Genomic DNA, 24,262 nt, shown 5'->3' with positions numbered 1-24,262 from the left:
TTTCACAATTCACCCACTGCTGTACAATCCCCCAAACAAAACAAGACAGAAATCCCTCTTCCCCTATGCAATCGAACTGAAATCTGCATGAAGAGCGGGCTTTCTGTCTTTTATGAATTTACGTACATCTGATTCGAACAGGTATGGATTTAACCATCATAATTGACAACATAGCTGTGAAGTTCCGTATGATAATATCCTTCGCTATATTCAATCAACGCCCCGTCAATGTCATATGAATAGCGGGAACGCTTTAATAGCGGCATTTCGTGATTGACTTCTAGTATTGATCTCGCAGCCTCTGGTGCAGTCGCAACAGCAAACTCGTCTTTATATTTTCCAAGCTCGATATGTTGATCTTCGAGCCATTCATACAGCGACTGCTCGCTCAATTCAGATAGATCGAGCCCTTCCTCCTGCAGCCTTACATAATGGGTATAGTGAATATATGGCGTTCCGTTCAAATCATATACCCGTTCAATGCACAGGCAATGTCCTCCGAACAACTGAAATGGAATCGTTCCTGCTTCATTGTGTATGACCTCGGCCCGAATGATTCTTTTCTGAATTTTGTGGCCTTCTTCGACTAGGATTTCCGTGAACCGCTTCCATTTGGACAGCTTCGAGACGGAAGTATTGCGAATGACCTTGGTTCCCTTGCCGCTTCCTTTCTCCACATACCCTTCCTGCACAAGCTCAATAATTGCATTGCGCACTGTAATTTTGCTAACATGGAACTCTTCTTCAAGCTGCGGTTCCGAAGGGATGTATGTCCCTAGCGGATATACACCGTGCAAAATGCGCTCTCGCAAAATATTTCTTACCTGTACGTACAAGGGACGTTTGTTGCGTGACAATCTCAATGTTACTGCCTACCTTTCTACATCTATCCCAGACTCCACCATCGCTCGCAGCACCTCACGCTCCGTGGCCATTGGTGTATCACCCTCAAATGTGTGTGCAAGCATGCTGGAAGCAGCGGCGAACTCTACCGTCTGCTCTGGAGCGAAGCCTTGGAATTCTCCGTGCAAAATACCGCATGTATAGGCATCCCCCGCTCCGATCCGATCATGAACCGCAAACGTTAATCGTTCCGAGAAGGTAAAGGAATCCTGCTTATACATGAAGCCTTGCAAGGAATGCGTCTGATTCTCGTGAATAGCGCGGTGAGTACCTGCTATGACCGAAATATTATACAGCTTCGCAACTCGAGGAATCAACTCCTCCAGCTGTTCGCGCCGCTCCGTCTTCTCAGTCTCCATCCCGAGCGTCAGCATCGCGTCCTTCTCATTCATCATGACAATGTCCGCGAACCTAAGCATCTCTTCATAATGTGCCCTTGCCTTCACATAGCCCTCTTCGCCCCAATGCGCAGGACGATAGTTGCAATCGAAGATGACAGTACCTCCCGCAGCCTTAACGGCGGCAGCTAATGCCTTCATATGTTGGCGAACACCATCATTCATCGCGAGTGCAATGCCGCAGAAGTGAATCGCATCGATGCTGCCAGCAATCCCACTGTATGGATACACATCATCGGGCGCCGTATTGAAGCTGCTTCCAAGCCGATCTGTATAAGTTACGCGCCCAGGACGGGGACCGAATCCTTGTTCTAAAAAGTACATGCCGATATATTTGCCGCCATGGCTAATGAATGCCGTGCCTATCCCGAGCTTGCGCAGATATGCCTCCGCAGCTTCGCCAAGCGGATTGTCTGGCAGCCGCGATATCAAATAGGCATCATGGCCGAAGCGAGCAAGCTGCGAGCTAACGTTGACGCCTGTACCCGAAAACGAGTAATCCAGATGATTGGCTTGGCTTAATCGCTCCACGCCAGGCACCGTCAGTCGCATCATCACTTCGCCGAAGGCCGCTATTTTCTTCATGCCCAGCTTAGGCACATTAGGCATAATACTCGACCCATTTCTTCATCTCAGCGTATAAAGTGCGAATATCCTCTACCTTCGTGTTGCCCGTTGCTTTGTCCACGATTGAAGAGTACACATGTGGAATGACAATGGGCACCTTCGCTTCCAGTGCAATGCGCAGGATCGCTTCGAAGTTATCCAGATCAATGCCGCCCGTCGGCTCTAGTGCTAACCCTTCTTCACCGCACGCCTTTGCAACCGCCCGAAGCTCTTCTTCGCAGGCAAGCCCGTTCATCGGGAAGTATTTCAATGCATTCCCACCCATATCACGTACAAGCGCGATTGCACTCTTAATAGGAACAATGGCCTTGTCTGCCTGATCCGCACTTACTGAACCTGTCGAAATGTTAACGTATCCCACCTGCCCAGTCGGCGATACCAAGCTGTTAATCCAGCTATCCTTGCCATTCAAGTTCGCGCGTGTTGCCCCAACCGAAGGGAATACTTGATTGATATGACCGCCGCCATAATGCTTCGCAATCTCTGCCACTACTGCCGCTTGACGATTGTCGCCAGCCCCGAGTCCAATTGAAACTGCATCGTCAATCGCAGCGCCGTATTCCTTCATCGCTTCTACAGCCGACTCAACCGTCGGATAATTTTTGGACAGGACGCCAACAAGTACATGACCTTCTGCCGCCTCGAAAATTTCCTTTGCATTTTCCACACTGTTTGCCAGCACATTAAGCGCCGCGCGTCCTTTGTATAAACGTTTATCCATATTAGACATGAGTAGGCCCTCCCACTAATTTGCGAATATGTGACTCAATGACGTCCATGTCATCCCCCATAAGCGGACGCGGATCGATATCGAAGTATCCTTGTCTAACCCCGTAGTCACGGGTATAAATAGCGATTTCCCCTTCCTGCAAGCCCTTCACAACGTCCTTCGCCGTCGTGCTGGCCAGAGCAGGATCGATCTGAATGCGAGCACGGTATATTGCACGCCCCGCTTCATCCTGTACAATCGTGCATGTGACACCCTGGAGCTCATTCAGCGGCATAAGCTTGGCAAGCTCTGCCTTCTCCTGTTCGCTCTTGTCTTCCTTCACCATATATTCGTCCAAAGCCTGCAGCAGTCCGAACACGGATTCTTTGCCTACCTTCATGCTCCGCCCGATCCCGTGAAGCTGTACCTTCACCCATTCGATGGCTTGACGTTTGCCCGCTACTATGCCTGTCGTTGGACCTTCAATTGCTTTGGAGCCGCTATAGATCGCAAGGTCAGATACCTGCACATACTTGTGCAAATCTTCTTCCGCAGCCGCATCGACGATGAGCGGTACCCCATTACGCTGCGCGACTTCCCAAGCTTCCTCAACGGATATCATGTTTTTTTGCACAGCATGGTGGGATTTCACATAGAGAATTGCCGCGGTGTGCTCATGAATGGCATCCTCGATATGCTCAGCCTTGCCTTCGTTCGCATACCCAACCTCCACGAGTTTCCCGCCGCCTAAGTAGACCATCGTCTCGACAGGTGCACCGTATTGGACATTATGACCTTTTAAAATAATGATCTCGTTCTTCTCAATCGGATCTTGATGCAGGCGAAGACTCTTGCGGCGGTTGCCTTGCGTCACGATTGCCGCAACAGACAGTGCAATCCCGCTTGATGCTGAGTTGACAATAACGGCTGCTTCGGAATCGATGAGCGCTGCAACGTAATCGCCTGCTTTATTGACAAGGTCGGAAATTTCCACATAGCTCTGTCCGCCGATCTTCATCGCTTCCATTACCGTATCGGACACCGCCGATACGCCGAGAATACTCATGCGTCCGCTGGCATTAATGACGCGCTTCAGTCCGTACTTTACATGCAACGTACTCGCCATTTGCAAACACTCCCTTGGTTACGATATGTTGATGCCCGATACGGACATCGCCTTCTGAATCGATGAGTTCAATTGGCTCATTGCGTACTTCGAACAGCGTCAAGTTCGCGCGATCTCCTACTTGAATGCGACCAAGCTCCGGCTTGCCTAACCATCCCGCAGCACGTGTCGTCACGCCGCCGATCACTTCTTCAAGCGTATACCCTAAGTACAAGAACTTCGACAGCACATGCGCCAAGCTGTATACAGGACCGTTCTGCCGGTTGCCGCGATAAATGTCTGAGCTGATTGTATCCACGGGAATGTGATGACACTTAGCCGCTTCCGCTACCTTGAAGGAGAAGCTCGCCGTTCCGTGTCCAACATCAAGATGGACACCGCGTGCTACCGCCTCCTTCAGCACATGAAGCGGTTCTCCCTTCGCATCAAATAAGTTGTTTGCTTTACCATTTAAATAATGTGTGATGATATCCTTCTGCTGCAAATAAGGAACGATCTCTTCAATATCCGGAGGTGCTGACCCGATGTGCACCATAACAGGGAGCCCCATGTCTTCGGAAAACTGCCGTGCCTTGCGAAGCGGTTCAATGCCGCTGTCCAGCACAACACTTCGACTAATCCGAGCTTTGAGGCCAACAATGAAGTCTTTATATCGTTCTACCGCTTCCTTCACCGCTGATTGATCGACCCAAGACATATCCGATAATTCATCGATACGCTTCAGCCCAATTTTGGAGATATTGAGGAATGCCAGTACATTCGTGACAGATTGTTCCGCCTTCTCCTTCAGTTCCCCTATTCGCTCTGCCCCCAAGCTTCCGGCGTCAATGATGGTCGCAACTCCCTGCTCGACACCTATCTTATCAATAGCGTCGCCATAAGGATCAAATTCCTCGAAGGCATGGACGTGCATATCAATCCAGCCACTTGATACGTATGTATTCATTCCGCTGTAATCCAATATCCGGCCACCTTGACCCTTGCCTGCTTCCGTTATGGCGGAGAGAATTCCATCTTCGACTACGATGTCTATTGCTGTGCCGTCCACACACTTCACGCCTCTTACGACGATCCGTTCGCTCATGCTGCTCACCTCGCTTCGTGTAAACAATCTATCAATCTAACAACTTGATTTCATAATGGTTGAATTAAGGCCAAGCCAAACATTATAATGTTTGAATTCATAGTAGCACCGCATGTCACCGACGTCAATATAACGTTATAATGTTTATGGATATAAAAAACGAGTTATCGTTTTTTCGCCATAACTCGTTGACTAGACACCTAATAGTGCTCTTTATTCCTCCGGAAATAACTCTCTTAATCGACGCAAAATTATCGAAACATTCCCATTTTGAATAACGGCTGCGAACATTCCTTCATTGAATCGATCGCCACGAATATAGCAGGTCATAAGTTTACGAAGCGTATCGATATCCGCGTTCCTAATTTGTTCATCGATATTATTCCTGATGTCCTGATAGGTTTCGTGCTCCGCGAGCCAAGCTTTCCAATCAAACACAATCAAAAATCCGCTATCATCAAGCGCTTTTCGAAATGCGGTAACCACTTCACTTTCACAAGGATACCCGTTCACGATTCGAATATGTTCATGATCGGCGTCTTGTAAACAATCAATGAAAACGAGGAGTCTTTCTATTTCTGTCCTTGTTAGAATATGAATGTCACTCAATGCGCTAACCACCCTTTACAAAAAATATTCGTCTGCAAGTTGTAGATTTCCCGCTGGTACCCATCCTTCTTCGGAGTTCATCCGATGAGTGCACCATCTCCAACCATTCAGCTCCCTATGACCCACGAGCTGATCGCCTTCATCAACATTCAATTCTCGTGCGGTATAATCCTCAATGACAATTGCTTCCGTCCCCTTAGTGTCAAGGAGCTGCATCGGAACCCATCCGCTGATTTTTTGGTTTCCCTCTGATTGTGTCGTGCAGAAAATCCAGTTCTCCCAATATTCAGGCCCTTCATATTTTTCACCCATAATGACGGATTGACCCTTTATTAACGTCAGCGGATTGGGATAATTGGATCTATGCTTCTTGATCACGATATAATCATTCATTTGTACACACCTCATCATGTAATTACTGCTTCACATACGAGTATTGTACCATCATAGCCTTTCCCGGAAAAGAACAAATGTTCGATATTATGAAACGTTACTTACCCCGCGTACTAGCTGCTGAGGCTGAACTTTCACATCCCTCAAAACATCATTCTCGCCTTACTTGTAATACAGTTCATCGCGCTTCTTTAACGGCAAATTTTAAGGCCATCCAGTGTGGATGGCCTGCATATTGTCACAATGTATATTCATATTCTCCTTTAATCACAAAATACGATCCCCGAATTGTTCCCGCCAATTTTGATTTCTGTCTGGCAAACTTAAACTTCCCCTCTAACTCCTTTGGTACCTCCATCCCCTCAGAAAGCTTAAATCCAACAGCTCGCTTCTTCGGGTCATCCACCGTATACATGACATTGAGTCCAAGGCCATCCTCATAAAAAACGTAGGTGATTTGAATATTTTCCACTTGAAAGTGCGACGTTTCTAAAGGTTTGGCCGCAAACTCAATATCACGTTCCTCTTTCAAGATTCGGTTCACGTAATCAAGGTTCTCCTGACTTTCGCTAGCTGGTACAACCGTAAATTCATGTTTGTATTTATTCATGAAGTAACGGGCTTCGTTAGCACGTAAACCAGCAAGTGTTTCTGCTACAGGTGAAGATTCTAAACCAACCGTAGACACATTTTTAAAATCAACGATATACGACACTTCGATCCCTCATTTCTCTTTCTTTGGTTTCCTAATTCTCTTATCAAAACTAATGCCAAAAATGATGATTCAAGGGAAAATTTCGACTGGCAAATTTGCTGGTTTATTAAATGGTGTTCACATAGACTGGTATTAACAAATGTCTCTCTAGATATACGACGTTGTTGCATCCAATCCCCTCATCTAGCGGGGCAAGCAAAACGCTCCAATCCGCCAATCGCATGCTGTATTTAACCAAATTGGATCGACCGTATCGATTACGAAGGAGCAGTTCATGCAGACATTTAGCTGCTTGAAGGAGGGGAAGGCACCTTGACCATCTCTTTATTGTCAGCATGAATGCTTTTCATTCCTTCAAAAAATGGATACTCCCTGCTTAAGTATTTTTCTAACTCTTCGTTATCATGAAGAAGCTGTTTTAAGTAATATTTTGAACTGTTTATCCTTTTTTGAATTTCCTCCTGATACTGTGTTGTCGATCCATGTCCAGGTATGTGAGTCGTTATTTGATGATTTAGCAAAATATTTTCTGCTTTATTGATAGTATTTACATAGTCTTCATAACTGCTAAAAATGAACGGAAACTCAACATCTGACAGGTAATCTCCAGAACAAAATAGACCATATGGCTCGATCACTGTAAATAAACCATCATTCGTATGACCAGGTGCTTGATAAAATGTCATAGCTATCGAATCTAATTCTAATTTATGTCCATCCGCTGAAACAACAATATCTACCGTTGGATATACGGGTGAATAGCTTCTATGTAAATAGTACTTTTGATCAAATTGTTTAATCTTTTGAATGCTGTCTTCTTTATTCGGATTTTTATCCAATTGTTTAGATGCAATTACCTTAGCTTCTTGAAAGGCCCCCGACCCAATAATATGGTCAAAATCGCTATGTGTGTAAATAATATATAGTTGCTTATCACCTTTCATTTTATTTATATAGCACTTAATTTCTTCAATTTCGGTAGGCAACCAATTCGGATCCGTCATAATGATTGCTTCATTAGTTTGAATGATTGCCGTGGTAGTCATATATAGTGCACTTTGAAAAACAGTAATATTATCTTTTTGGAATTGAATCATCATGAACCTTCCTTTTCCCCTTATTATTCGCGCCTTTAATCCCCTAATTTATTCTCTCTTAAATTAAAAAAGTTCGAGGAGTTTCGATAAACTCCTTCTTATCGTTATTCTTCCAACAATACAGCCTTCTCTATTTAGAATATAAGTAAATTAACCTTTTAACTATTTAAGAAAATAAAATTTTAATTAAATTTAATAATAACTCCTGCAGAAAAGAGACGGATACTTTTGGAAGAAATTTTTATCCGTTATATCTGAATAATAGTATGTGATTCATCCTTAAAATAAAGTATAGTTAGTATCTAATTAAATAATCCTCTCATTAAGGATGTGTCAGCATGCGTATTAATAAATATATAAGTGAATCTGGAAAAGCATCTAGACGAGGTGCCGATAAATTAATTACCGATGGAAGAGTTACTATTAATGGTAAACTTGCAACTATAGGAAGCCAAGTTGAAGCAGGGGATGACGTTCGAGTAGATGGCAATCCAATCCAAAACCGAGAAGCAAAACATAATGTCTATATTGCCTTAAATAAACCTGTAGGCATCACTAGTACAACAGAAAAAGGTGTAAAGGGGAATATTGTTGATTTCGTCAACCATCCATTACGAATATTTCATATTGGACGCCTGGATAAAGATTCAGAGGGCCTAATTCTACTTACAAACGATGGCGACATTGTTAACGAAATTCTGCGTGCTGAAAATAAGCACGAAAAGGAATATATCGTTACAGTAGACAAGCCAATTACTCCTGAATTCTTGAAGAGGATGTCAGAGGGTGTCAAAATATTAGGTACAACAACACTGCCTTGTAAAGTAGTTCAATTATCAAAATTTGATTTTAAAATCATTTTAACACAGGGGCTTAATCGTCAAATTCGCCGCATGTGCACTGCATTAGGATATAGTGTTCGCCGATTGCAAAGAATCCGAATCATGAATATTCATTTAGCCAACCTTCCTGTTGGACAATGGAGAGATTTAACCAAGAAAGAGCTATCTCAATTATTTAGAGACTTAAATTATGAGCCAAAAGAATGGTAAAAACTAAGGGACATTAGAGTCCATCCTACTTAAGGATGGACTTCCTTAACGTTTGTCGATTAACTCGATTTTTTCAAAAAATGTCCCCGCCATAATCTCCGCACTGTCTGTAACAGCAAGTAAAGAAAAAGGACGCAATCCAGTTGTCCTTAGATGCGTCCAAAATTGAGTTCTGTTATGCGGTCTTATTCTGGGAATATGATGACCATTTTTTTACTGCCTAAATATTCAACCGAAGTATTAAGCTGCTCCGACACAAAGCGAACTGGAACAAACGTGCTGTTATTTCTCAGTAGTAAAGGAGCGTCGGACATCACAGTTTGCTGGTTTATCTTAACTTGCTTATTCCCCACAACCCAACGAATCGTTTTGCTGTCTTTTTGAATCGTTACCTCTTTCGTATTCTGGTTCCAATTTACATTTGCACCAAGTTTCTCGGAAATGAAACGGATAGGTACGTAGGTACGGCCTGTCTGAATGAATGGCGCTGCTGTTAGATTGTAGATACTGTCGCCCACATAGGCTGTCTTGCTGCCGATCACCAAGCGTTGAGTCTTACGCTGAGACTTAATACCATAGTTATCCGCATTTAATTTTTTAAATATTTTATAGGTTTGGGTGCCTTGGCTTAAGTCCAAGTAGTTATCGTTCAACTGCAGTCCGTATCGTTCTGCCCCCGTATCCCAATGAAAATCATAACTATTATTTTGAATCGGCTCCAAATCCCACACCCGGTTGTTGTTCAAATGTAGGATTTTTAGGGCTTTCAAATTTCTTAACGGTTCCAAATTCCACACTCGGTTGTTATTCAAGTAGAGGGAATCCAACTTGTTCAAATGGTTTAATGGTTCTATATCTTTAATCCTGTTGGAGGATAGATCCAATGTAGACAATTTAGTTAATTTTGCTAAAGGAGCAAGACTCTCGATGTTATTGTTGTTAGCAGAGAGACCTTCGAGGTTTTTGAATCCTTCTAGCAGCTTAAGATCAGTCACCCGGTGTCCATCAATCCCCAGATATGTGAGACTTTTGGACAGCATTCGTAGCGGCGAGAAATCCTTAATTTTATTGTTAGATACATTAAGATATGTCAACTTTTTCATGTTGCCGAGAGGAGCTATGTCTTCTATCGCATTGTCGTCCATTTTCAAATACGCTAATTCTGCGGCACTAGAGAGTGCTGGAACATTCGAAATTTGATTGTGGGCGGCGCCCAACTCAATTAGACGAGGCAATTGTTTCACTACATCTAGCGATGAGACCCGATTCCAGCTTATTTCTAGATATTTCAACTGCTTCAGAGCTGACAATTCCTCAATCGATGAGATTTGATTTGCTTTGAGACTGAGAGTATGGATCTTTGAGAGTTTCTTTAGCGGTGCAAGATCAGTAATTTCATTAATGTCTAAATCGAGATCCGTGATATTAACGGCATACTCCAATCCCTGCAGATCTTTAATTCCTTTACCTGACAAAGATACAACGGTGAGAGATTCTAAATCCGTTTTGGTAAGTGGTTCATCGTCTTTTTTACCTATCCATGAACGAATCGATTTTTCGAGATTTCCATCTTTAATAATCGGTTCTTGGCTAACCGCTTCCATCGAAGCTTGTCCTGGAAGGGCCAAACTTAGGAGAAAAATAAAAATAAGTAAGCTTAGAGCACGTTTCTTCATGATGATCATTCCCTCTGATGACTGTATTTTGTTACCTTGAGCTACTCTTGATAAGAAAAGACATAATGAATATCCGTTACGCTATTGACAAATTAGTGTAACACCTAAAGTTTTCTAAATAAATAGGAGAATGTTGGGTATTGTGAGGGTGACATATAGGACATCCACGCCCTCAACGCTGTGGACTAACAGGTGCGCTGAATTTCAAAGGATTGGGAAATAACTTCTTGCAATCCTTCAAGTCCATCTATCGGGATACACTCTCGAGTTTCAACGTAATCAATATGATGTTCCCGATAATACTTCTTCCAAAAGGCTACCGCTCGTTGATTTGCTGCTAACTGACAGATGGAAATCTTCCCAGAAAGCTGCCCAAGCACCTTCTCTACTGTGATCGATGCAATGTTCGTACCCCGATATTTCTTCAATATAAACAACTCTTGAACGGTATAATCAACATCTTCGGGTACAAACGGTGAAGCACAAACCAAAATGAAGCCGATGATTTTGCTATCGTTCACAATAAAATAGGGATGCAGTTCGTCTTTCTCAAGATATATGTAGGTGTTTGTTGGGTCGAACACGCCGCTATTTGTAGGATCTTCCAACGTAAATTCAGACAAATCATATAAATACAAATTATATAGGTTTAAAAAAGTTTCTTTCTGATCTCTTCCAATCCGTGTGATCTCTATGTTCAACTTCCTTCATTCCTCTCTTATAAATGAATTAACACGGTACTTCGTTGTATATCTGCCTCTCTCAATCTTCGACAATGTTCCAATTAATCCCTTTTCCAATGAATAAAATCTGTACGAAATCAAGGTTCATAAATAACAACGGCAACCAGTAATGCTGCTAGTGGGATAATGATCGCGGTTACGATACACTGTTTTCGATTGCTGGAATACTTCATTCGATGAAAAAATTGAACGCTCCTGAAATCGTCAAAAATGATATCCAAAACATCTTCAGTACGATGGTATTGGAATAGATGTAATCATAATAAAGGGTGATTCCACCTAAACCGATAATTGCTATAAGGATCAAGCCCCACCATTGTAATTTCTTTCCTTCTTCACGAATCTCCGTTTTTTCTGGCCCTATAATCAATCTGCTGAGTACCGATTTAAGCAGCACTATAAAAAGAACGATAAATGAGAGCATAGATGAGTTGGGCATCGTATTCACCCCTTTATTTTTATCAGATTCGAAATTCTACATGGGTACGTTCAAGCAGTCGTATTCCTTCTACTCGCTCTTCCCCGATTTGTTGATAACTTCCCGCAGTTGATTGGCATAGGTTTTTCCTATTTCGTATCCTACTTCAGAATGATTCAGGTCGACTAGTAAGCCTTTCTTTCCTCTCTCTGCACCTAATGATAAATCGTACTTAGCAATCGTATCGTCAGAATAAGTAATGGTCATGCGATATTCTGCTGCGTAATCTAATGCTCCTGGCAATTTCGTCGCTGTATCGGTTGCCCTTTCGAACTTCTTCATGATCTGCTCATTACTACTGCTATAATTGCTGCACTTCTCCACTCGTTCCAACCCTTGACACTCTAGCTCTATAGAAACTATGGATTTACTTCCACAACCGGTAATGCCTAACAACATTAATAAAAGCAGTAATGTAAAGATTCCTTTATGCATAAGTATCAGCTCATTTCAAAATAAGATTGCTGTTTAGACCAGACACACTGTAGAGCAGTATTCACGAGCGTGCGAAAATTTAGGAACAATTTATGTATCGTTCAAGCAGCTTCTGAATGGCATTATATAGAAACTGATTTTATGGGGAGAGGTGCTCTTTCATGAGCTTTTACGGCACGATTGATTCCATTAAGTGGTTTACGGTCTGGGACTTAATCCTTAGCGCTTTGAATTTGTTTGTTCTGATCTGGTATGCTGTACCGATTCAGAAATATTACAGGTGGTTAGACTTTGTGCCTAGTATCGCCATTCTTGGAGCAGTGATAAGCATTCTAGATGGGAATACTTCAGATCTATCCTTACTCATCTATTCTTGGACATTCCTTGTATTCATCTGCACCATCAAAAAGGTATTCAAGCCTTCTCGACACATCCTTGTTCCTAAGTATCGAATATGGCGGATTATAGTTTGTATCGTCGGGGTGATCCCGCTTGTAGCTGCACTGATGTTCGCAGGGCAATTGAGGTACAATCCGGTAAGCGACTTAAGCAGCCTGAGCTACTCCCAAGCATTTGTAAAAATGAATGAGAGACTGTCTATGGAATACCCGTTCGGTGATTGGAAAAAAATCAATTGGGAAGCACTCAGAAGTAAGTTCGAGCCAATATTCCAAAAAGCCGATCAAAATCAGGATAGAGCTCTCTACTACCAGACCTTGAAGGAATATGTCAGTTCCATTCCCGATGGTCATGTCGGACTTAAAGAAAATAAGGCAGAGCTTAAGGCTGAAATTGGAGGCGGATTCGGCATAACCGCGATCCGGCTGGATGATGGTACGATACTCGTGAACAAGGTCATTAACGATAGTCCTGCTGAACAGATAGGAATCAAAGTCGGTGCAGAGATTGTGACTTGGGATGGCCGTGATGCGAAAGAAGCTTATAATAACTCAGGCTTCATTGTTACCTCTTTAGCCACAGAACAAGCGAAGATGCATCATCAAGGTCTGCTTATGACACGAGCCCCAATTGGCAGAGAGGTGCAAGTCGCCTTTATCAATCTAAACGAAACAAAAACCCAAAAAGTTACATTTCAGGCATACGACGACAACTTTTTAACTTTACAAAGGGAGAATGCTGGACAGGACATCATTGAAGGTCAATTATTAAGCAGCGGGTACGGCTATTTGAAGATTAATTCTTTTCAGAAGGAGCTCTTCGCTACAAGTCCGGAAGAAATATTGATTACCAAGTTGCAGGCATATCTGGATCATCAAATGAAAGGATTGATCATTGATGTTCGAGATAATAGAGGCGGTGAAGACCAATTAGTAGCGGATATAGCCCGGCATTTTGTACAGGAGGAACGCTTTTACGAAATTACGAGCTATTATAACAGGTATACCCACAAATTCGAGTTGAATCATAATGAAACTAGAACGCTCACACCAACAGAACCATCGTTCAACGGGAAAATTGCCATCTTAATCAACAGTCAAACGGTCAGCTCTGGAGAAGGAATTCCATTAGCCTTGAAAGGAATGCCCAATGTCAAAATCATTGGATTTACGCCTACCAATGGCTCATTTGGTCTATACACAGCTCCGATTACCATTCAACTGCCAGAGGGATATGTCGTACAATTGCCAGATGGCAGATCATTGAACCGCAACCATGAGATTCAAGTCGACAGCGACTTTAGCGGAAAAGGAGGCGTTACCCCAGATATTCAAATTCCGCTAACAAGAGAAACGTTTAAGGCCAAGTATGTTGATGGTATAGATGTGGAGTTGAAATATGCGATTCAAGCACTGCAATAACTTCAGATGTGACCGGTCTAATTAGATGACATAGGAAGGAGCAACCGTCTTCCATGTGTGGAAGCTGTTGCTCCTTCATTACTAACCATGTTCGCACTCCCTACTCCAGTTTCCTGTAAGCAATGAATCTATGGCTCCGCTACCGCTTGTCTACGTGAATGCGATGGGAGCGGCACTTCAATATTGCTACACTGAAGCATCTGAGCTGCTGGACTGCTGTGCAGATGAAGTTTCTCCTTTAGCAGCCCCATTATCCACCTTCGTAGTCGGCGTATGCATAACGCCAATCCATAGCAAGACCCAGAGTGGCGCATTGCCAATTGCATGTGCAGCGAACGAAGCCCATGTCGAACCCGTATACTGTGCAATCCATGGTGCAATGAGCATGCCCGGAAGCATTCCGATAAAATGCCATTTTAAGCATGCATGTATCAACCAAGCCCACAGCAATCCGTTAACGACCCAAGCGTATGAACCGAATAGATCGATTTGCAAGGGAAGCATATACCCTCTCCACATTAGCTCTTCGCTGAACATAGCAATCAAATGCAGCGGAATGAACCAAGCAAGTAGCTTCCCATTTCGACGCAGCGGTGTATGAAAAAATTCAGTAGGCGGTATGGAAAATTTCTTAAGCGGATTGAAAGGCGCCGGAAGGTATGGAGGTGGAGCAAAAAGGCGTTTGCGTGCGAAATATTTACCTACCGGTTCTAATAACTGATCAAATAAAATAGTAAAAACAACGGCTCCAATGACCCACAGCCAGTCCTGACTATCAATGGGCGTTAAGCGGAATCGCTCTACGAAGGATGCTAGAGACAGAACACCGCCATCTATCCAATACAGCAGTATACTCAAGGGTATCAACAGGAGAACTGGTGACCATAAAAAGAACCAAAACGAGAACAAAAGAGAGACGCCCCTGTTTACAAGCTTTGGTGTCCAAACATACAAACCGCAGTACACCAGTGCTCCTACTACTCCGTATAGTAAAATCTGAGCCCACAGTGACATCCACATTCTCCCGCTTTCTACCTAAAAGTCTGTCGGTTCTTTTTTCCTATCTTTTAATTGTTGCTTTAGCTTGCGTATTCGCATTTCATGTTGCGTTTCCTATTGCTTTTTATGCTCATTTGTTTCAAGGTTTGAACGACAGTCCTGCTTCTTGCAAAGCATTTCTAAGCTTAGGCAATGATGCTGGGCCCATTCCGTGATACTGCATAATCTCTTTTTCACTATACTTAGCTAGCTCTGCCAACGTGGTTATTCCATGGTGCTCCAACGCACGTCTAGCTGGCGCTGAGAGAACCGCCAGGAACCCCTCCTGCGGCTTGCGCGCTTGCTCACATACCGGACAAGTCGGACAATCCGTGCTTTTATAGTATTGATGTCCCTGTTTGCAAGTTCTTAGCGTTTTATTGGATGCGGTCATAGTGGCTGTCACCTCTCCTATTGCTGTTAATAGTACGTATCTATTATACCCATCATATTATTTGAATGTTGATCCAATCCGTCGACATCTATGACTATTTCCCATAACTCCCTTACCCAAACCTTAGGCCGGGGTGCTGGTTCTCATAATATCTCCCATGATTATACATTCGATTACGTTATGACAAAAGATATTTGTTTACATTTGAGGGGGATTTAACGCTATGTGAGGAGTCAATACGTTATGAAGGATGTCTTGACTCTCCTCTTAGGGAAGGCCTTACACTACATAAGGAAGGGAGGAAGAAAACGTTTGTACACCGTAAAAGAAGTATCCGAGATGTCCAATATTACAGTCAAAACGCTTCATCATTATCACAAAATTGGTCTCCTCTTACCTAGCAAGAGAAGCGAGGCTGGATATCGGCTATATGGAACGAAAGAGCTTGAACGTCTGCAGGAGATTTTATTTTACAGAGAATTAGATTTCTCCTTAGATCAAATCAAGGACATGATGGAACATCATTCTGATCGATTGTCTATTCTTGCACAGCAGGAGAAGCTGCTCCTCAACCGTAAAGACAGGTTGGACACCATTGTTCAAACATTACGTAAATCCATTGAGTGTATTAAGGATGGTGAAATGATGGATAACAAGGAAATGTTTATCGGGTTTGCAAGCGAAGAAGAGTGGAACAAAGCGCTGATTGAACAAAATGAGTATTTGAAGGCATCGTATGGGATGGATTCTCTAGAGATTGCTCCAGAGGAAGTTCAGAGTATCAATGAACAAGCAGTTGAAGCCATGACATTCATGAACAAAATGGCTAATTCCTTACGAGATGGAATCAAGCATAACGATGAGGAAATAGTCAGTCTTATTCGATACCATCTGGCGTTTATGAATAACCATGGGCACAATACGTCTGCTAAAGACTTTGCCGCACAGACTCGATTTTTTCTTAGTGATGATTTTCATCTTAACATGCTCGAGAGTCAGCAGACTGGGTTGGCTTATTATCTCGCAGCTGCGGCAGCGTCTTTCGAGACAACAAACCCATAACGCATCGCCCAGAACAAATGGGCATATAAGCTGATATATTTGATTACTAAAAAGGCCTTGATCCTGTAAATCTCAGGACTAAGGCCTCTTCATTATGTTTATCGTCTACACAACGGGCTGAAGCTCACTGTTAAGACCAAGCGTACGTTCAGTTAACGCATGTATTTCTTTAAATAGCTCCGGGTTTTCCGCAAGCGCTACACCATAGGAAGGAATCATTTGCTTGATTTTTGGCTCCCACTCCTTCACATACTGTGGGAAACATTGCTTAATGACCTGCAGCATGACATGAACGGCTGTTGAAGCACCTGGAGATGCACCAAGCAAAGCAGCAATCGATCCATCAGCAGCACTAATTACTTCTGTACCGAATTGAAGTGTGCCTTTGCCGCCGTGTGTCGTATCTTTAATAACTTGCACACGCTGACCTGCCACCACCAAATCCCAATCCGCACTTTTTGCGTCCGGGACAAAGTCCCGTAAATCCTTCATGCGCTTTTCTTTGGATAACATGACTTGTTGAATAAGGTATCTTGTCAATGGGACGTTCTTCGCTCCAGCTGCTAGCATCGTAAAGAGATTATGCGGCTTCACCGATGTAATCAAATCGAACATGGAGCCCGTCTTCAAGAACTTTGGCGAGAAGCCAGCAAACGGTCCGAACAGCAATGTCTTCTTGTTATCAATATATCTCGTATCCAGATGCGGGACAGACATTGGCGGAGCGCCAACAGGAGCCTTCCCGTATACCTTGGCATGATGCTGCTCTACTATTTCCGGATTATTGCATACCATAAACAATCCACTTACCGGGAAGCCACCGATGCCTTTGCCTTCAGGAATTCCTGATTTTTGCAGCAAATGAAGACTGCCACCCCCGCCGCCGATAAAGACAAACTTTGCCGAATGGCGTTCGACGGTACCGCTTTGCATATTCCGAACCTTCAGCTCCCATAAGCCATCCTTCGTCCGCTTCAGATCATCCACACTATGCTTGTATTGAATCGCAACGTTTTTGCTCTTCAGATGGTCAAGCAGTATGCGCGTTAAAGCGCCAAAGTTAACATCCGTTCCGGTGTCAATTTTGGTAGCTGCCATCGGCTCGTTCGTAGTTCTCCCATTCATAATAAGCGGAATCCATTCCGATAGTTTGGCCGTATCATCGGAGAATTCCATACCTTGAAACAGCGGATTATTTGATAGCGCTTCAAAACGTTTTCTTAAAAAGGCGACATTGCTTTCCCCTTGGACTAAGCTCATATGAGGCAAGGGCATAATAAAATCCTGCGGATTACGGATTAATTTGCTGCTTACGAGATAAGCCCAGAATTGCTTTGAAAGCTGGAATTGTTCATTAATCTTAATCGCCTTGCTAATATCTATGGATCCGTCCTTCTTCTCGACGGTGTAGTTAAGCTCACACAGCGCAGCATGCCCTGTTCCTGCATTATTCCATTCGTTAGAGCTTTCTTCTCCTGCGTTAGCGAGCTTTTCAAAAACTGTAATTTCCCAATCCGGTGCTAATTCTTTCAGCATTGTCCCCAAAGTCGCGCTCATAATTCCGGCACCAATTAAGATAACGTCTGTTTTAGTTTGTCTGTTGATCATTTTTACCGTCCTTACATGCTAATGTATTTGTAGAAAAGATATAGGCGCACCTGCCTGCTTGACTCATTCATCCAGATAGTCAATCGGGATGCATAAAAACCAAGGCCTTCTCCCAACTACTTGCAAGGAATGTTGCTTTGGTTTGCTCCGATTCCAGTGAATAACCGCCCTGCGAGCCCCCTAGTTTGCGCTGTACTGCTTTTTTGGACTTGAAAAATGCTCTTCGCAATAACATCGTGGTACCACCAATTTTGGATTAGCGATCATCCCCAATATGCTTTTCTCACCAACGACTTGTAAACAGCAATCTTAACAGCAAAAAAATTCAACCTGAGAGCAAAGATCCATGTTCTCAGTGGAAAGGAATATCAATTGAGACCCCTTTGTTAAGCTCTAGATTCAAAAGCGATTGAATCTCCTCATTTGCTGTATATCTGGGGTGCCGTGACTCCTTTAGAGGATTAATATTATCATAACATAAAAAAATCCATTTGTTAGTATTGATTTTAAACATAAATGTATGGATAGTCATTGATTTTTGTTTGAGATTACTTCTCTTGCTTTGGCTTGGAGATGTATTCCAGTGTGTCCCTATTTCATATGATCAAGTTACACTCATAGATGACTATTGTTTATGAAATGGTATTTCTACACCCTCATCAATAAAGATTCCTTCAGAAATATGGATGTAACTCATCGTGTTTCGAATCCAATACAGGTTAGGTTCAACTTTAAATAAATGGGTATCATGTTGGTCATCGAAAGATATAACATAGGAGTTTATCCCCTCTTTAATTATGAAGGATGTACCATATTCATCAGCGAGTTGATAAGTACCTGCGAGATTATCAGCACTATTGAATCTCATGATATTAGGATGCTTTGGAGCATCAGGTTCTTTACTATCATTGGTTTGGTTTAAGAACTCTAATATTTGCCGCTCGTAAAAAGGGCTTACCTCTTCATTTGTTAAGAGAACCGTCACCTCTCCGCTTGTCACAGAACATAAGCAATGCGAGGAATAGCCAGGCCAACCACCGGAGTGACCAATAGAACCGTCTTGAATGATAAACCCACAACCATATGAGTTATGTAACGGTGAAGGAGTAAGGGCGCGATTCACCATTTCAAGCGATACTAATTTACCTTGAAGAAACCCTTTTACAAATCGGGCTATATCTTGAGCTGTTGCATAAATGCCTCCGTCACCATAAAAATCGTGTTTCTTATCGATATCTTTAAAAATCGGATCGTCTGTTACATGGATATATTTCTTATTTATAAAATCAAATAGCTTACCGACAGCAGTTAGTTTCAATTTTGGCTTCGTTGTCGTGTTTTGAAGTTGAAGAGGTTGGGCGATCATTCTTTGTAAATAATCCTCATAAGAAAGTTGACTTGCCTGTTCGATAATTTTAGCTAGCAAAACATAATTTGTATTTGTATAAAACCAACCGCTACCTGGTAGGAAATAAGGCTCCTTGTTATGTAAAATATCTTCAATTTTCTCAACTGAAGAATTATCGATATATTCTGGGATACCGGATGTATGCATCAACAAATCTTCAATCGTTACATCATTGAAGGTACTAGTGTCAAACCACTTTGTTAGGTTGTCTTGAAAATGAATCACCTTCTGCTCTATTAATTGAAGAACCATTACAGCAGTGTACATTTTGCTTAAAGAAGCAATGTTAAATAGTGTTTCCCCCGTAATCGGAACTGAATTCTTCATATCTGCAAAACCTATTGTCACATCTACAATTTCGTTATTGCTCGTTTCTACATAAACTGCACCATTGAATTGGATTTTTTCAAGCGTAGAATAAATAGAGTTAAACATAATTAAGCCTCCTAAATATATTAGTTATCTAACATATTGGATGAGAAGAACTCAAATGAACTCTTCAGCTGCAATTTCTTTCAATTTTTTCGTAATTCTTTCTAACTCGTTACGTTCGGCAACAGTCAGTTTAGAAAATAAACGATCGGCCACAGAGCGCTCGACATATTCTTGCTTCTCAAAGTACTCCATACCTTTAGTTCCTAGCGTAATAAAAACTTCGCGACGATTATCAGGATTGATAGCACGATGAATAAACTGGTTTTTCTCCATCTTCGCAATAAGCTGGCTTACTGCACTAGAACTAATGTTCATTTCTATAGCAATCTCACCTACCGTTATTTTGTTGGCTGCGTATACAATATCCAGCAACACGGCTTGCTGAGTGGTGATAGAGCTAGCTAAATATGGTTCATAGTGTTTAAAAATCAAGCGGTTAATGGCATAATCAGCTTCATTAATTTGTTTTACTTGTTCATAGATGTTCACGCAGCTCACCCTCTGAAATATGTTAGATACCTAATATACTAGAGGGGCAGCTGCGATAAGTCAAATTATTCGATGATGGATAATAGTGTGGTATTAAGGTTGAGGTATTTTTGAATTTAACCTGCCCTTACTGCGCAACCTTCTACAATCGCGGAAGATATTCTGCCAGTCTACTTGGAATAAGGTCCAACTATCAACTGCAAGAAGAGCCGGATAACACGGAAATTAGCTTAAATGAGTCTCATCTAAATTCAAGAGTTAAACCCACTCCAACCTCCAATACATTCGCCACATCTGATAATGCAATTTTCGATTTCAAATCTGTACAATGACAAGCATGTAAATGTTTCGGTTTGACAGTCTGAAAATATTCCACGGTTTTGTTCATCTGATATTCTCCGGGGTTCAGCAGATGAAATCCTCCGATTATATCGAGAATCCTATCATCTCCACAAACTTTTTTGGCATACTCAATGGTATTGCAGATTCCTGAGTGTGAACATGCAACAATGATGACGAGTCCGTTTTCAGCTTTATAAACCAGTGCAGAATCATCCAGCAGGTAGTCCTCTGAGATTTCACCATCTCTTGCAATTTGTCCAATAGCATTATCCGCTTCAAAAGGCATAATCCTTTCAATTTCACCTAGGAAGACCAACTTCTCCGTCAGCCACACCGGCTTTTTGGTGTATTCCAATTTAAAATGCCTAGTGATTTTCTCAGCAGTTAGCAAACTCCCTATTTCTTCACCATTCAAGAGTTTGCTGTAGAATACATCGGGATGAGCAATAATGGCGGGAAGTCTGAATTCTAATTGTTCAAGTTTCGCTTCAGAAAACATCCGAATGAGCGGATCCAATCCCCAGGTATGATCGTTATGTCCATGTGACAGCGCAACGTAATCAAGTTTTCTCAAATCAATTCTCATTTTTTCTGAATTGCGAATGAACGCATCTGAGTATCCTACGTCGAACAGTATCCTCTTATCTTCATCTTCGATTAAATAAGAAACAGCTGGCTCACCAACAAAGTAGCGGTCGATGTAAGTGTTATTATCAACCAGCACCGTTAATTTCATTGAGATATCCCCCTCTTCAGGTCGTAAATCCGTTCCTCCGCTTTCATAATCTCTCCGGAGAAAACTCATTTTCTTTCTAATTTCTTTTTCCCTATCAGCAATCATTCCAGCGACTCTCAGAGATCTTATACGTAGGGTTATTCAACTGTCGTCTTTTCCAAATGCAGCTCTCGCAACAATAAAAACATAGGCAGCCCAAAAGAAACTCCTACAGTTAATGTGCCAAGTATCGGAACCCAACACAAACTCATTTTTATCCCAATTCGTTTTCCCTCGTATCGAATGAACACTAATAATACGACCACAGATACAATGACATCATACCAAGCAAATGAGCCTATTCTCGTCCTCGCTGCTTCTTCGATAAGCAAAGGTAACTGCAATCCATGTTCGTATATCCAGGGAATGAGCTGAGAGTACGGCAGCACAATCCCTAGCAACGATAAAACCCCATATAGAACTTTCATACGATTCCCCCTCTAAATAATGACATCATCTTTGGAAAAAGCCCATGGCTTCACAGCACTTCAGATGTATTTTTGTTCTTTGAACCCAATTCTCCCGTTGATCATGTTCATGTCATACCAGATCGATTCCCATCGGTTTCCTCCTACTTCTTTATTAGGCAATAAAGAGCAAACGAAATTTTTATTAAAATCACAACGCATCCAAATATGATAAACAGTAAAACTAGTACATTGTTTAGTTACCCCTTTGTTATTCCAACTAAGAGAATAAGTGTAATACACAATTCCATATTAAACCACATCCGAATAAGAAATGCAGTACAAGCCTTGAACTTTAAATGACATCTTCGCATGTGATAAAAGGCCGTGGCAGATCAAACTTCGTTTCTGTATTACCCCAGCCAGTATCATTTTCCGCGTATAGACCATATGTGTAACTTTTTCCTACAATGGACTACACCACCTGCATATAATTCTAAAAAACCACCCCGGGGGGTACCATGCAAATGAGTGATGTGCTACGTGCAGTGGATAATGAAATAGAACGGCTGACGAAAACAATTATCGAACAGCAGCGACAGGATGGATCCTGGCGTTTTTGCTTTGAAAACGGGACGTCAGTTGATGCTTATGTGCTTATTCTCTTTCGAGTGCTGAACGTTCCGAATGAAGAGTTGATTAGACAGCTGCATGACCGGATTCTTGCCGCGCAGCAAACAGATGGCTGTTGGAGACTGTTTGCCGATGAAGAAGAAGGAAACTTGTCCGCTTCGGTTGAAGCCTATTACGCTCTGCTCTATTCCGGGTACAGCCAGACGGCAGACGAACCTATTCGGCGAGCCAAGCGATACATTTTATCCAAAGGCGGTCTCGGAAAAGTGTCCAACATCATGACCATAGCAATTCTCGCCGCCACTGGTCAGAGAAAATGGCCTGCATCCATCTCGTCCATTCCGCTCGAGATTCTCCTCTTCCCAACTTATTTCCCGATTAATATTTATGATTTTTCAGGATACTCAAGGGTTCATCTTATCCCAATGCTCATTATGGGCGACAAGCAGTTCTCGATGACCTCCGCTCATACACCAGATCTATCTGATTTTTATGTTCGAACGATGGACGAGGAAGATCCTCTCCCCCGCAATCTCCAGGAGATACAAAACAGCATAAAGGAAGGGCTAAAACTGCTTATCGGCACCCCCCGTTATATCCACGAAGCAGCTACAACCAAGGCCGAGCAGTTCATGTTAGAAAGAATTGAAGCCGATGGCACCCTCTACAGCTATGCAAACAGTACAATTCTCATGATTCTCGCCCTGCTGGCCCTCGGGTATGATCAGCAGCATCCGATTATCACCCGTGGCATTCAGGGACTTACCGACATGCAATTTCGTTATAACGGGACAACTACAATGCAGAACTCCCCCTCAACCGTATGGGATACCGCACTGCTTGCCTACACATTGCAGGAAGCTGGAATCGCCGCTGACCATCTAGCGATCCGGCGTGCCGCCGCGCATCTGCTGTCCAAACAGCAGGATAAGACTGCCGATTGGAGCATTCATAACCCGGACACCATTCCCGGGGGCTGGGGATTCTCGGAGACCAATACGATCAATCCGGATGTGGATGATACAACCGCAGCTCTACGGGCGATCAGGAGGTTATCTAATACCAATTCTACTTACCTGGATTCTTGGAATCGCGGACTGAATTGGGTTATATCCATGCAAAATAATGACGGAGGCTGGCCCTCATTTGAGAAAAATACAAACAACGAAATACTTACCTGGCTCGCTTTAAACGGCGCCAAATCTGCGGCCATTGATCCCTCGGAGGCTGATCTTACAGGGCGCACCTTAGAGTACCTCGGGAACTTTGCCAGACTCGATATCCGACACGAATTCATCAAACGGGGAACAAATTGGCTAGTCCGCCACCAGGAGAAGGATGGATCTTGGTACGGAAGATGGGGCGTTTGTTATATCTACGGTACCTGGGCGGCACTGACGGGATTGGCAGCGGTCGGCCTTCCAGCTAACCATGAACCCTTACAACAAGGAGCCCGTTGGCTTATGGACATCCAAAACCCGGACGGCGGATGGGGCGAATCCTGTCAAAGCGATCGGCTGCGGCACTATGTGCCCTTAGGGGAAAGCACTCCTTCTCAAACCGCATGGGCGTTAGACGCCTTAATCGCTGTTCAGGCACAGCCAACACCTGAGGTCGATCAAGGAATCCAGAGACTTATCGCATTACTTCATGAAGACGACTGGAAGAGCACTTATCCCACAGGTGCCGGCCTCCCCGGTTACTTCTATTCTCATTATCACAGTTATCGCTATATCTGGCCGCTTCTGACGCTGAGCCACTATAAGAAGCGATATGGAAATCCATAGATCTAAAAAAAGAACGGCA

General features: G+C 42.9%; 25 protein-coding genes. 4 read left to right on the top strand and 21 right to left on the bottom strand.

All coding sequences use genetic code 11. The features are described from left to right. Positions 1–149: 149 nt before the first annotated feature. The 9 genes from BLS15_RS22805 to BLS15_RS22765 form a co-directional block, all read right to left on the bottom strand. The gene (locus BLS15_RS22805) at positions 150–863 is read right to left on the bottom strand and encodes a GntR family transcriptional regulator (protein ID WP_028532443.1); all 714 of its coding nucleotides are present in this window, start codon (positions 861–863) and stop codon (positions 150–152) included. Between the two features lie 9 nt (positions 864–872). After that, the gene (locus BLS15_RS22800; protein WP_021252558.1) at positions 873–1,910 is read right to left on the bottom strand and encodes a sugar kinase; all 1,038 of its coding nucleotides are present in this window, start codon (positions 1,908–1,910) and stop codon (positions 873–875) included. Next, a complete protein-coding gene (locus BLS15_RS22795; RefSeq protein ID WP_090513869.1) occupies positions 1,903–2,658 on the bottom strand; it encodes a 2-dehydro-3-deoxy-phosphogluconate aldolase in 756 nt (251 codons plus the stop codon). Before BLS15_RS22795 ends, BLS15_RS22800 begins: the two co-directional genes overlap by 8 nt. After that, positions 2,651–3,763 (bottom strand): DgaE family pyridoxal phosphate-dependent ammonia lyase, encoded by a 1,113-nt coding sequence (locus BLS15_RS22790; protein ID WP_021252560.1) that lies wholly within the window; start codon positions 3,761–3,763, stop codon positions 2,651–2,653. Before BLS15_RS22790 ends, BLS15_RS22795 begins: the two co-directional genes overlap by 8 nt. Beyond that, positions 3,717–4,847, bottom strand: coding sequence for an amidohydrolase/deacetylase family metallohydrolase (locus BLS15_RS22785; RefSeq protein ID WP_090513865.1), 1,131 nt, complete (start codon positions 4,845–4,847; stop codon positions 3,717–3,719). Before BLS15_RS22785 ends, BLS15_RS22790 begins: the two co-directional genes overlap by 47 nt. 213 nt (positions 4,848–5,060) lie before the next feature. Next, entirely contained in the window at positions 5,061–5,456 is a 396-nt protein-coding gene (locus BLS15_RS22780; RefSeq protein ID WP_021252562.1) for a DUF6508 domain-containing protein, read from the bottom strand. Between the two features lie 15 nt (positions 5,457–5,471). After that, entirely contained in the window at positions 5,472–5,849 is a 378-nt protein-coding gene (locus BLS15_RS22775; protein WP_021252563.1) for an SH3 domain-containing protein, read from the bottom strand. A 238-nt stretch (positions 5,850–6,087) separates the two neighbouring features. After that, positions 6,088–6,564 (bottom strand): hypothetical protein, encoded by a 477-nt coding sequence (locus BLS15_RS22770; protein ID WP_021252564.1) that lies wholly within the window; start codon positions 6,562–6,564, stop codon positions 6,088–6,090. Positions 6,565–6,848: 284 nt separating this feature from the next. After that, on the bottom strand, positions 6,849–7,664 hold the full coding sequence (locus BLS15_RS22765; protein ID WP_321163052.1) for an MBL fold metallo-hydrolase: 816 nt from the start codon (positions 7,662–7,664) through the stop codon (positions 6,849–6,851). A 335-nt stretch (positions 7,665–7,999) separates the two neighbouring features. On the opposite strand from BLS15_RS22765, the gene rluF reads away from it, so the two are divergent. Further along, positions 8,000–8,713: a 23S rRNA pseudouridine(2604) synthase RluF gene (rluF, locus tag BLS15_RS22760; RefSeq protein ID WP_021252566.1), complete on the top strand. Its 714-nt coding sequence runs from the start codon at positions 8,000–8,002 to the stop codon at positions 8,711–8,713. Positions 8,714–8,898: 185 nt separating this feature from the next. Here the strand turns inward: rluF and BLS15_RS22755 are convergent, their stop codons facing one another. From BLS15_RS22755 to BLS15_RS22740, 4 genes are all read right to left on the bottom strand, one after another. Next, positions 8,899–10,389, bottom strand: coding sequence for a leucine-rich repeat domain-containing protein (locus BLS15_RS22755; protein ID WP_090513862.1), 1,491 nt, complete (start codon positions 10,387–10,389; stop codon positions 8,899–8,901). Positions 10,390–10,574: 185 nt separating this feature from the next. Continuing rightward, entirely contained in the window at positions 10,575–11,090 is a 516-nt protein-coding gene (locus BLS15_RS22750) for a GNAT family N-acetyltransferase (RefSeq protein ID WP_090513859.1), read from the bottom strand. A 211-nt stretch (positions 11,091–11,301) separates the two neighbouring features. Beyond that, a complete protein-coding gene (locus BLS15_RS22745) occupies positions 11,302–11,571 on the bottom strand; it encodes a hypothetical protein (protein WP_090513856.1) in 270 nt (89 codons plus the stop codon). Between the two features lie 69 nt (positions 11,572–11,640). Beyond that, a complete protein-coding gene (locus tag BLS15_RS22740) occupies positions 11,641–12,045 on the bottom strand; it encodes a YhfM domain-containing protein (protein ID WP_036667066.1) in 405 nt (134 codons plus the stop codon). A 161-nt stretch (positions 12,046–12,206) separates the two neighbouring features. On the opposite strand from BLS15_RS22740, the gene BLS15_RS22735 reads away from it, so the two are divergent. Continuing rightward, the gene (locus BLS15_RS22735; protein WP_090513853.1) at positions 12,207–13,865 is read left to right on the top strand and encodes a S41 family peptidase; all 1,659 of its coding nucleotides are present in this window, start codon (positions 12,207–12,209) and stop codon (positions 13,863–13,865) included. Positions 13,866–14,051: 186 nt separating this feature from the next. On the opposite strand, the gene BLS15_RS22730 is transcribed toward BLS15_RS22735, so the two are convergent. Next, positions 14,052–14,879: a CPBP family intramembrane glutamic endopeptidase gene (locus BLS15_RS22730; RefSeq protein ID WP_028532452.1), complete on the bottom strand. Its 828-nt coding sequence runs from the start codon at positions 14,877–14,879 to the stop codon at positions 14,052–14,054. Between the two features lie 124 nt (positions 14,880–15,003). Next, entirely contained in the window at positions 15,004–15,297 is a 294-nt protein-coding gene (locus BLS15_RS22725) for an RNA polymerase alpha subunit C-terminal domain-containing protein (RefSeq protein WP_028532453.1), read from the bottom strand. A 312-nt stretch (positions 15,298–15,609) separates the two neighbouring features. Here BLS15_RS22725 and BLS15_RS22720 point away from each other — a divergent pair, with 312 nt between their 5' ends. Further along, positions 15,610–16,359 (top strand): MerR family transcriptional regulator, encoded by a 750-nt coding sequence (locus BLS15_RS22720; protein ID WP_302848155.1) that lies wholly within the window; start codon positions 15,610–15,612, stop codon positions 16,357–16,359. Positions 16,360–16,464: 105 nt separating this feature from the next. Here the strand turns inward: BLS15_RS22720 and BLS15_RS22715 are convergent, their stop codons facing one another. The 6 genes from BLS15_RS22715 to BLS15_RS22695 form a co-directional block, all read right to left on the bottom strand. Further along, complete coding sequence (locus tag BLS15_RS22715; RefSeq protein ID WP_021255257.1) at positions 16,465–17,967, bottom strand: malate:quinone oxidoreductase; 1,503 nt, start codon at positions 17,965–17,967, stop codon at positions 16,465–16,467. Positions 17,968–18,046: 79 nt separating this feature from the next. Continuing rightward, on the bottom strand, positions 18,047–18,202 hold the full coding sequence (locus tag BLS15_RS29135; RefSeq protein ID WP_155987265.1) for a hypothetical protein: 156 nt from the start codon (positions 18,200–18,202) through the stop codon (positions 18,047–18,049). A 390-nt stretch (positions 18,203–18,592) separates the two neighbouring features. Next, positions 18,593–19,810 carry a serine hydrolase domain-containing protein gene (locus BLS15_RS22710; protein ID WP_090513848.1) on the bottom strand — a complete coding sequence of 406 codons (1,218 nt, stop codon included), beginning with the start codon at positions 19,808–19,810 and terminating at the stop codon, positions 18,593–18,595. A gap of 51 nt (positions 19,811–19,861) precedes the next feature. Beyond that, on the bottom strand, positions 19,862–20,299 hold the full coding sequence (locus tag BLS15_RS22705) for a MarR family winged helix-turn-helix transcriptional regulator (RefSeq protein WP_090513845.1): 438 nt from the start codon (positions 20,297–20,299) through the stop codon (positions 19,862–19,864). A gap of 241 nt (positions 20,300–20,540) precedes the next feature. Beyond that, positions 20,541–21,482, bottom strand: a complete 942-nt coding sequence (locus BLS15_RS22700) for an MBL fold metallo-hydrolase (protein WP_231515110.1) — start codon at positions 21,480–21,482, stop codon at positions 20,541–20,543. A gap of 32 nt (positions 21,483–21,514) precedes the next feature. Continuing rightward, positions 21,515–21,844: a DUF2834 domain-containing protein gene (locus BLS15_RS22695; protein ID WP_028532458.1), complete on the bottom strand. Its 330-nt coding sequence runs from the start codon at positions 21,842–21,844 to the stop codon at positions 21,515–21,517. Positions 21,845–22,350: 506 nt separating this feature from the next. Here BLS15_RS22695 and shc point away from each other — a divergent pair. Then, positions 22,351–24,243 (top strand): squalene--hopene cyclase, encoded by a 1,893-nt coding sequence (gene shc / locus BLS15_RS22690; protein WP_090513842.1) that lies wholly within the window; start codon positions 22,351–22,353, stop codon positions 24,241–24,243. Positions 24,244–24,262: the final 19 nt, after the last annotated feature.

The sequence above is a fragment of the Paenibacillus sp. cl6col genome (assembly GCF_900102125.1).
Classification (GTDB): domain Bacteria; phylum Bacillota; class Bacilli; order Paenibacillales; family Paenibacillaceae; genus Paenibacillus_B; species Paenibacillus_B suaedae.
Note: the sequence above shows the minus strand (reverse complement) of the source record. Positions and strands in the feature narration are given on the sequence as shown.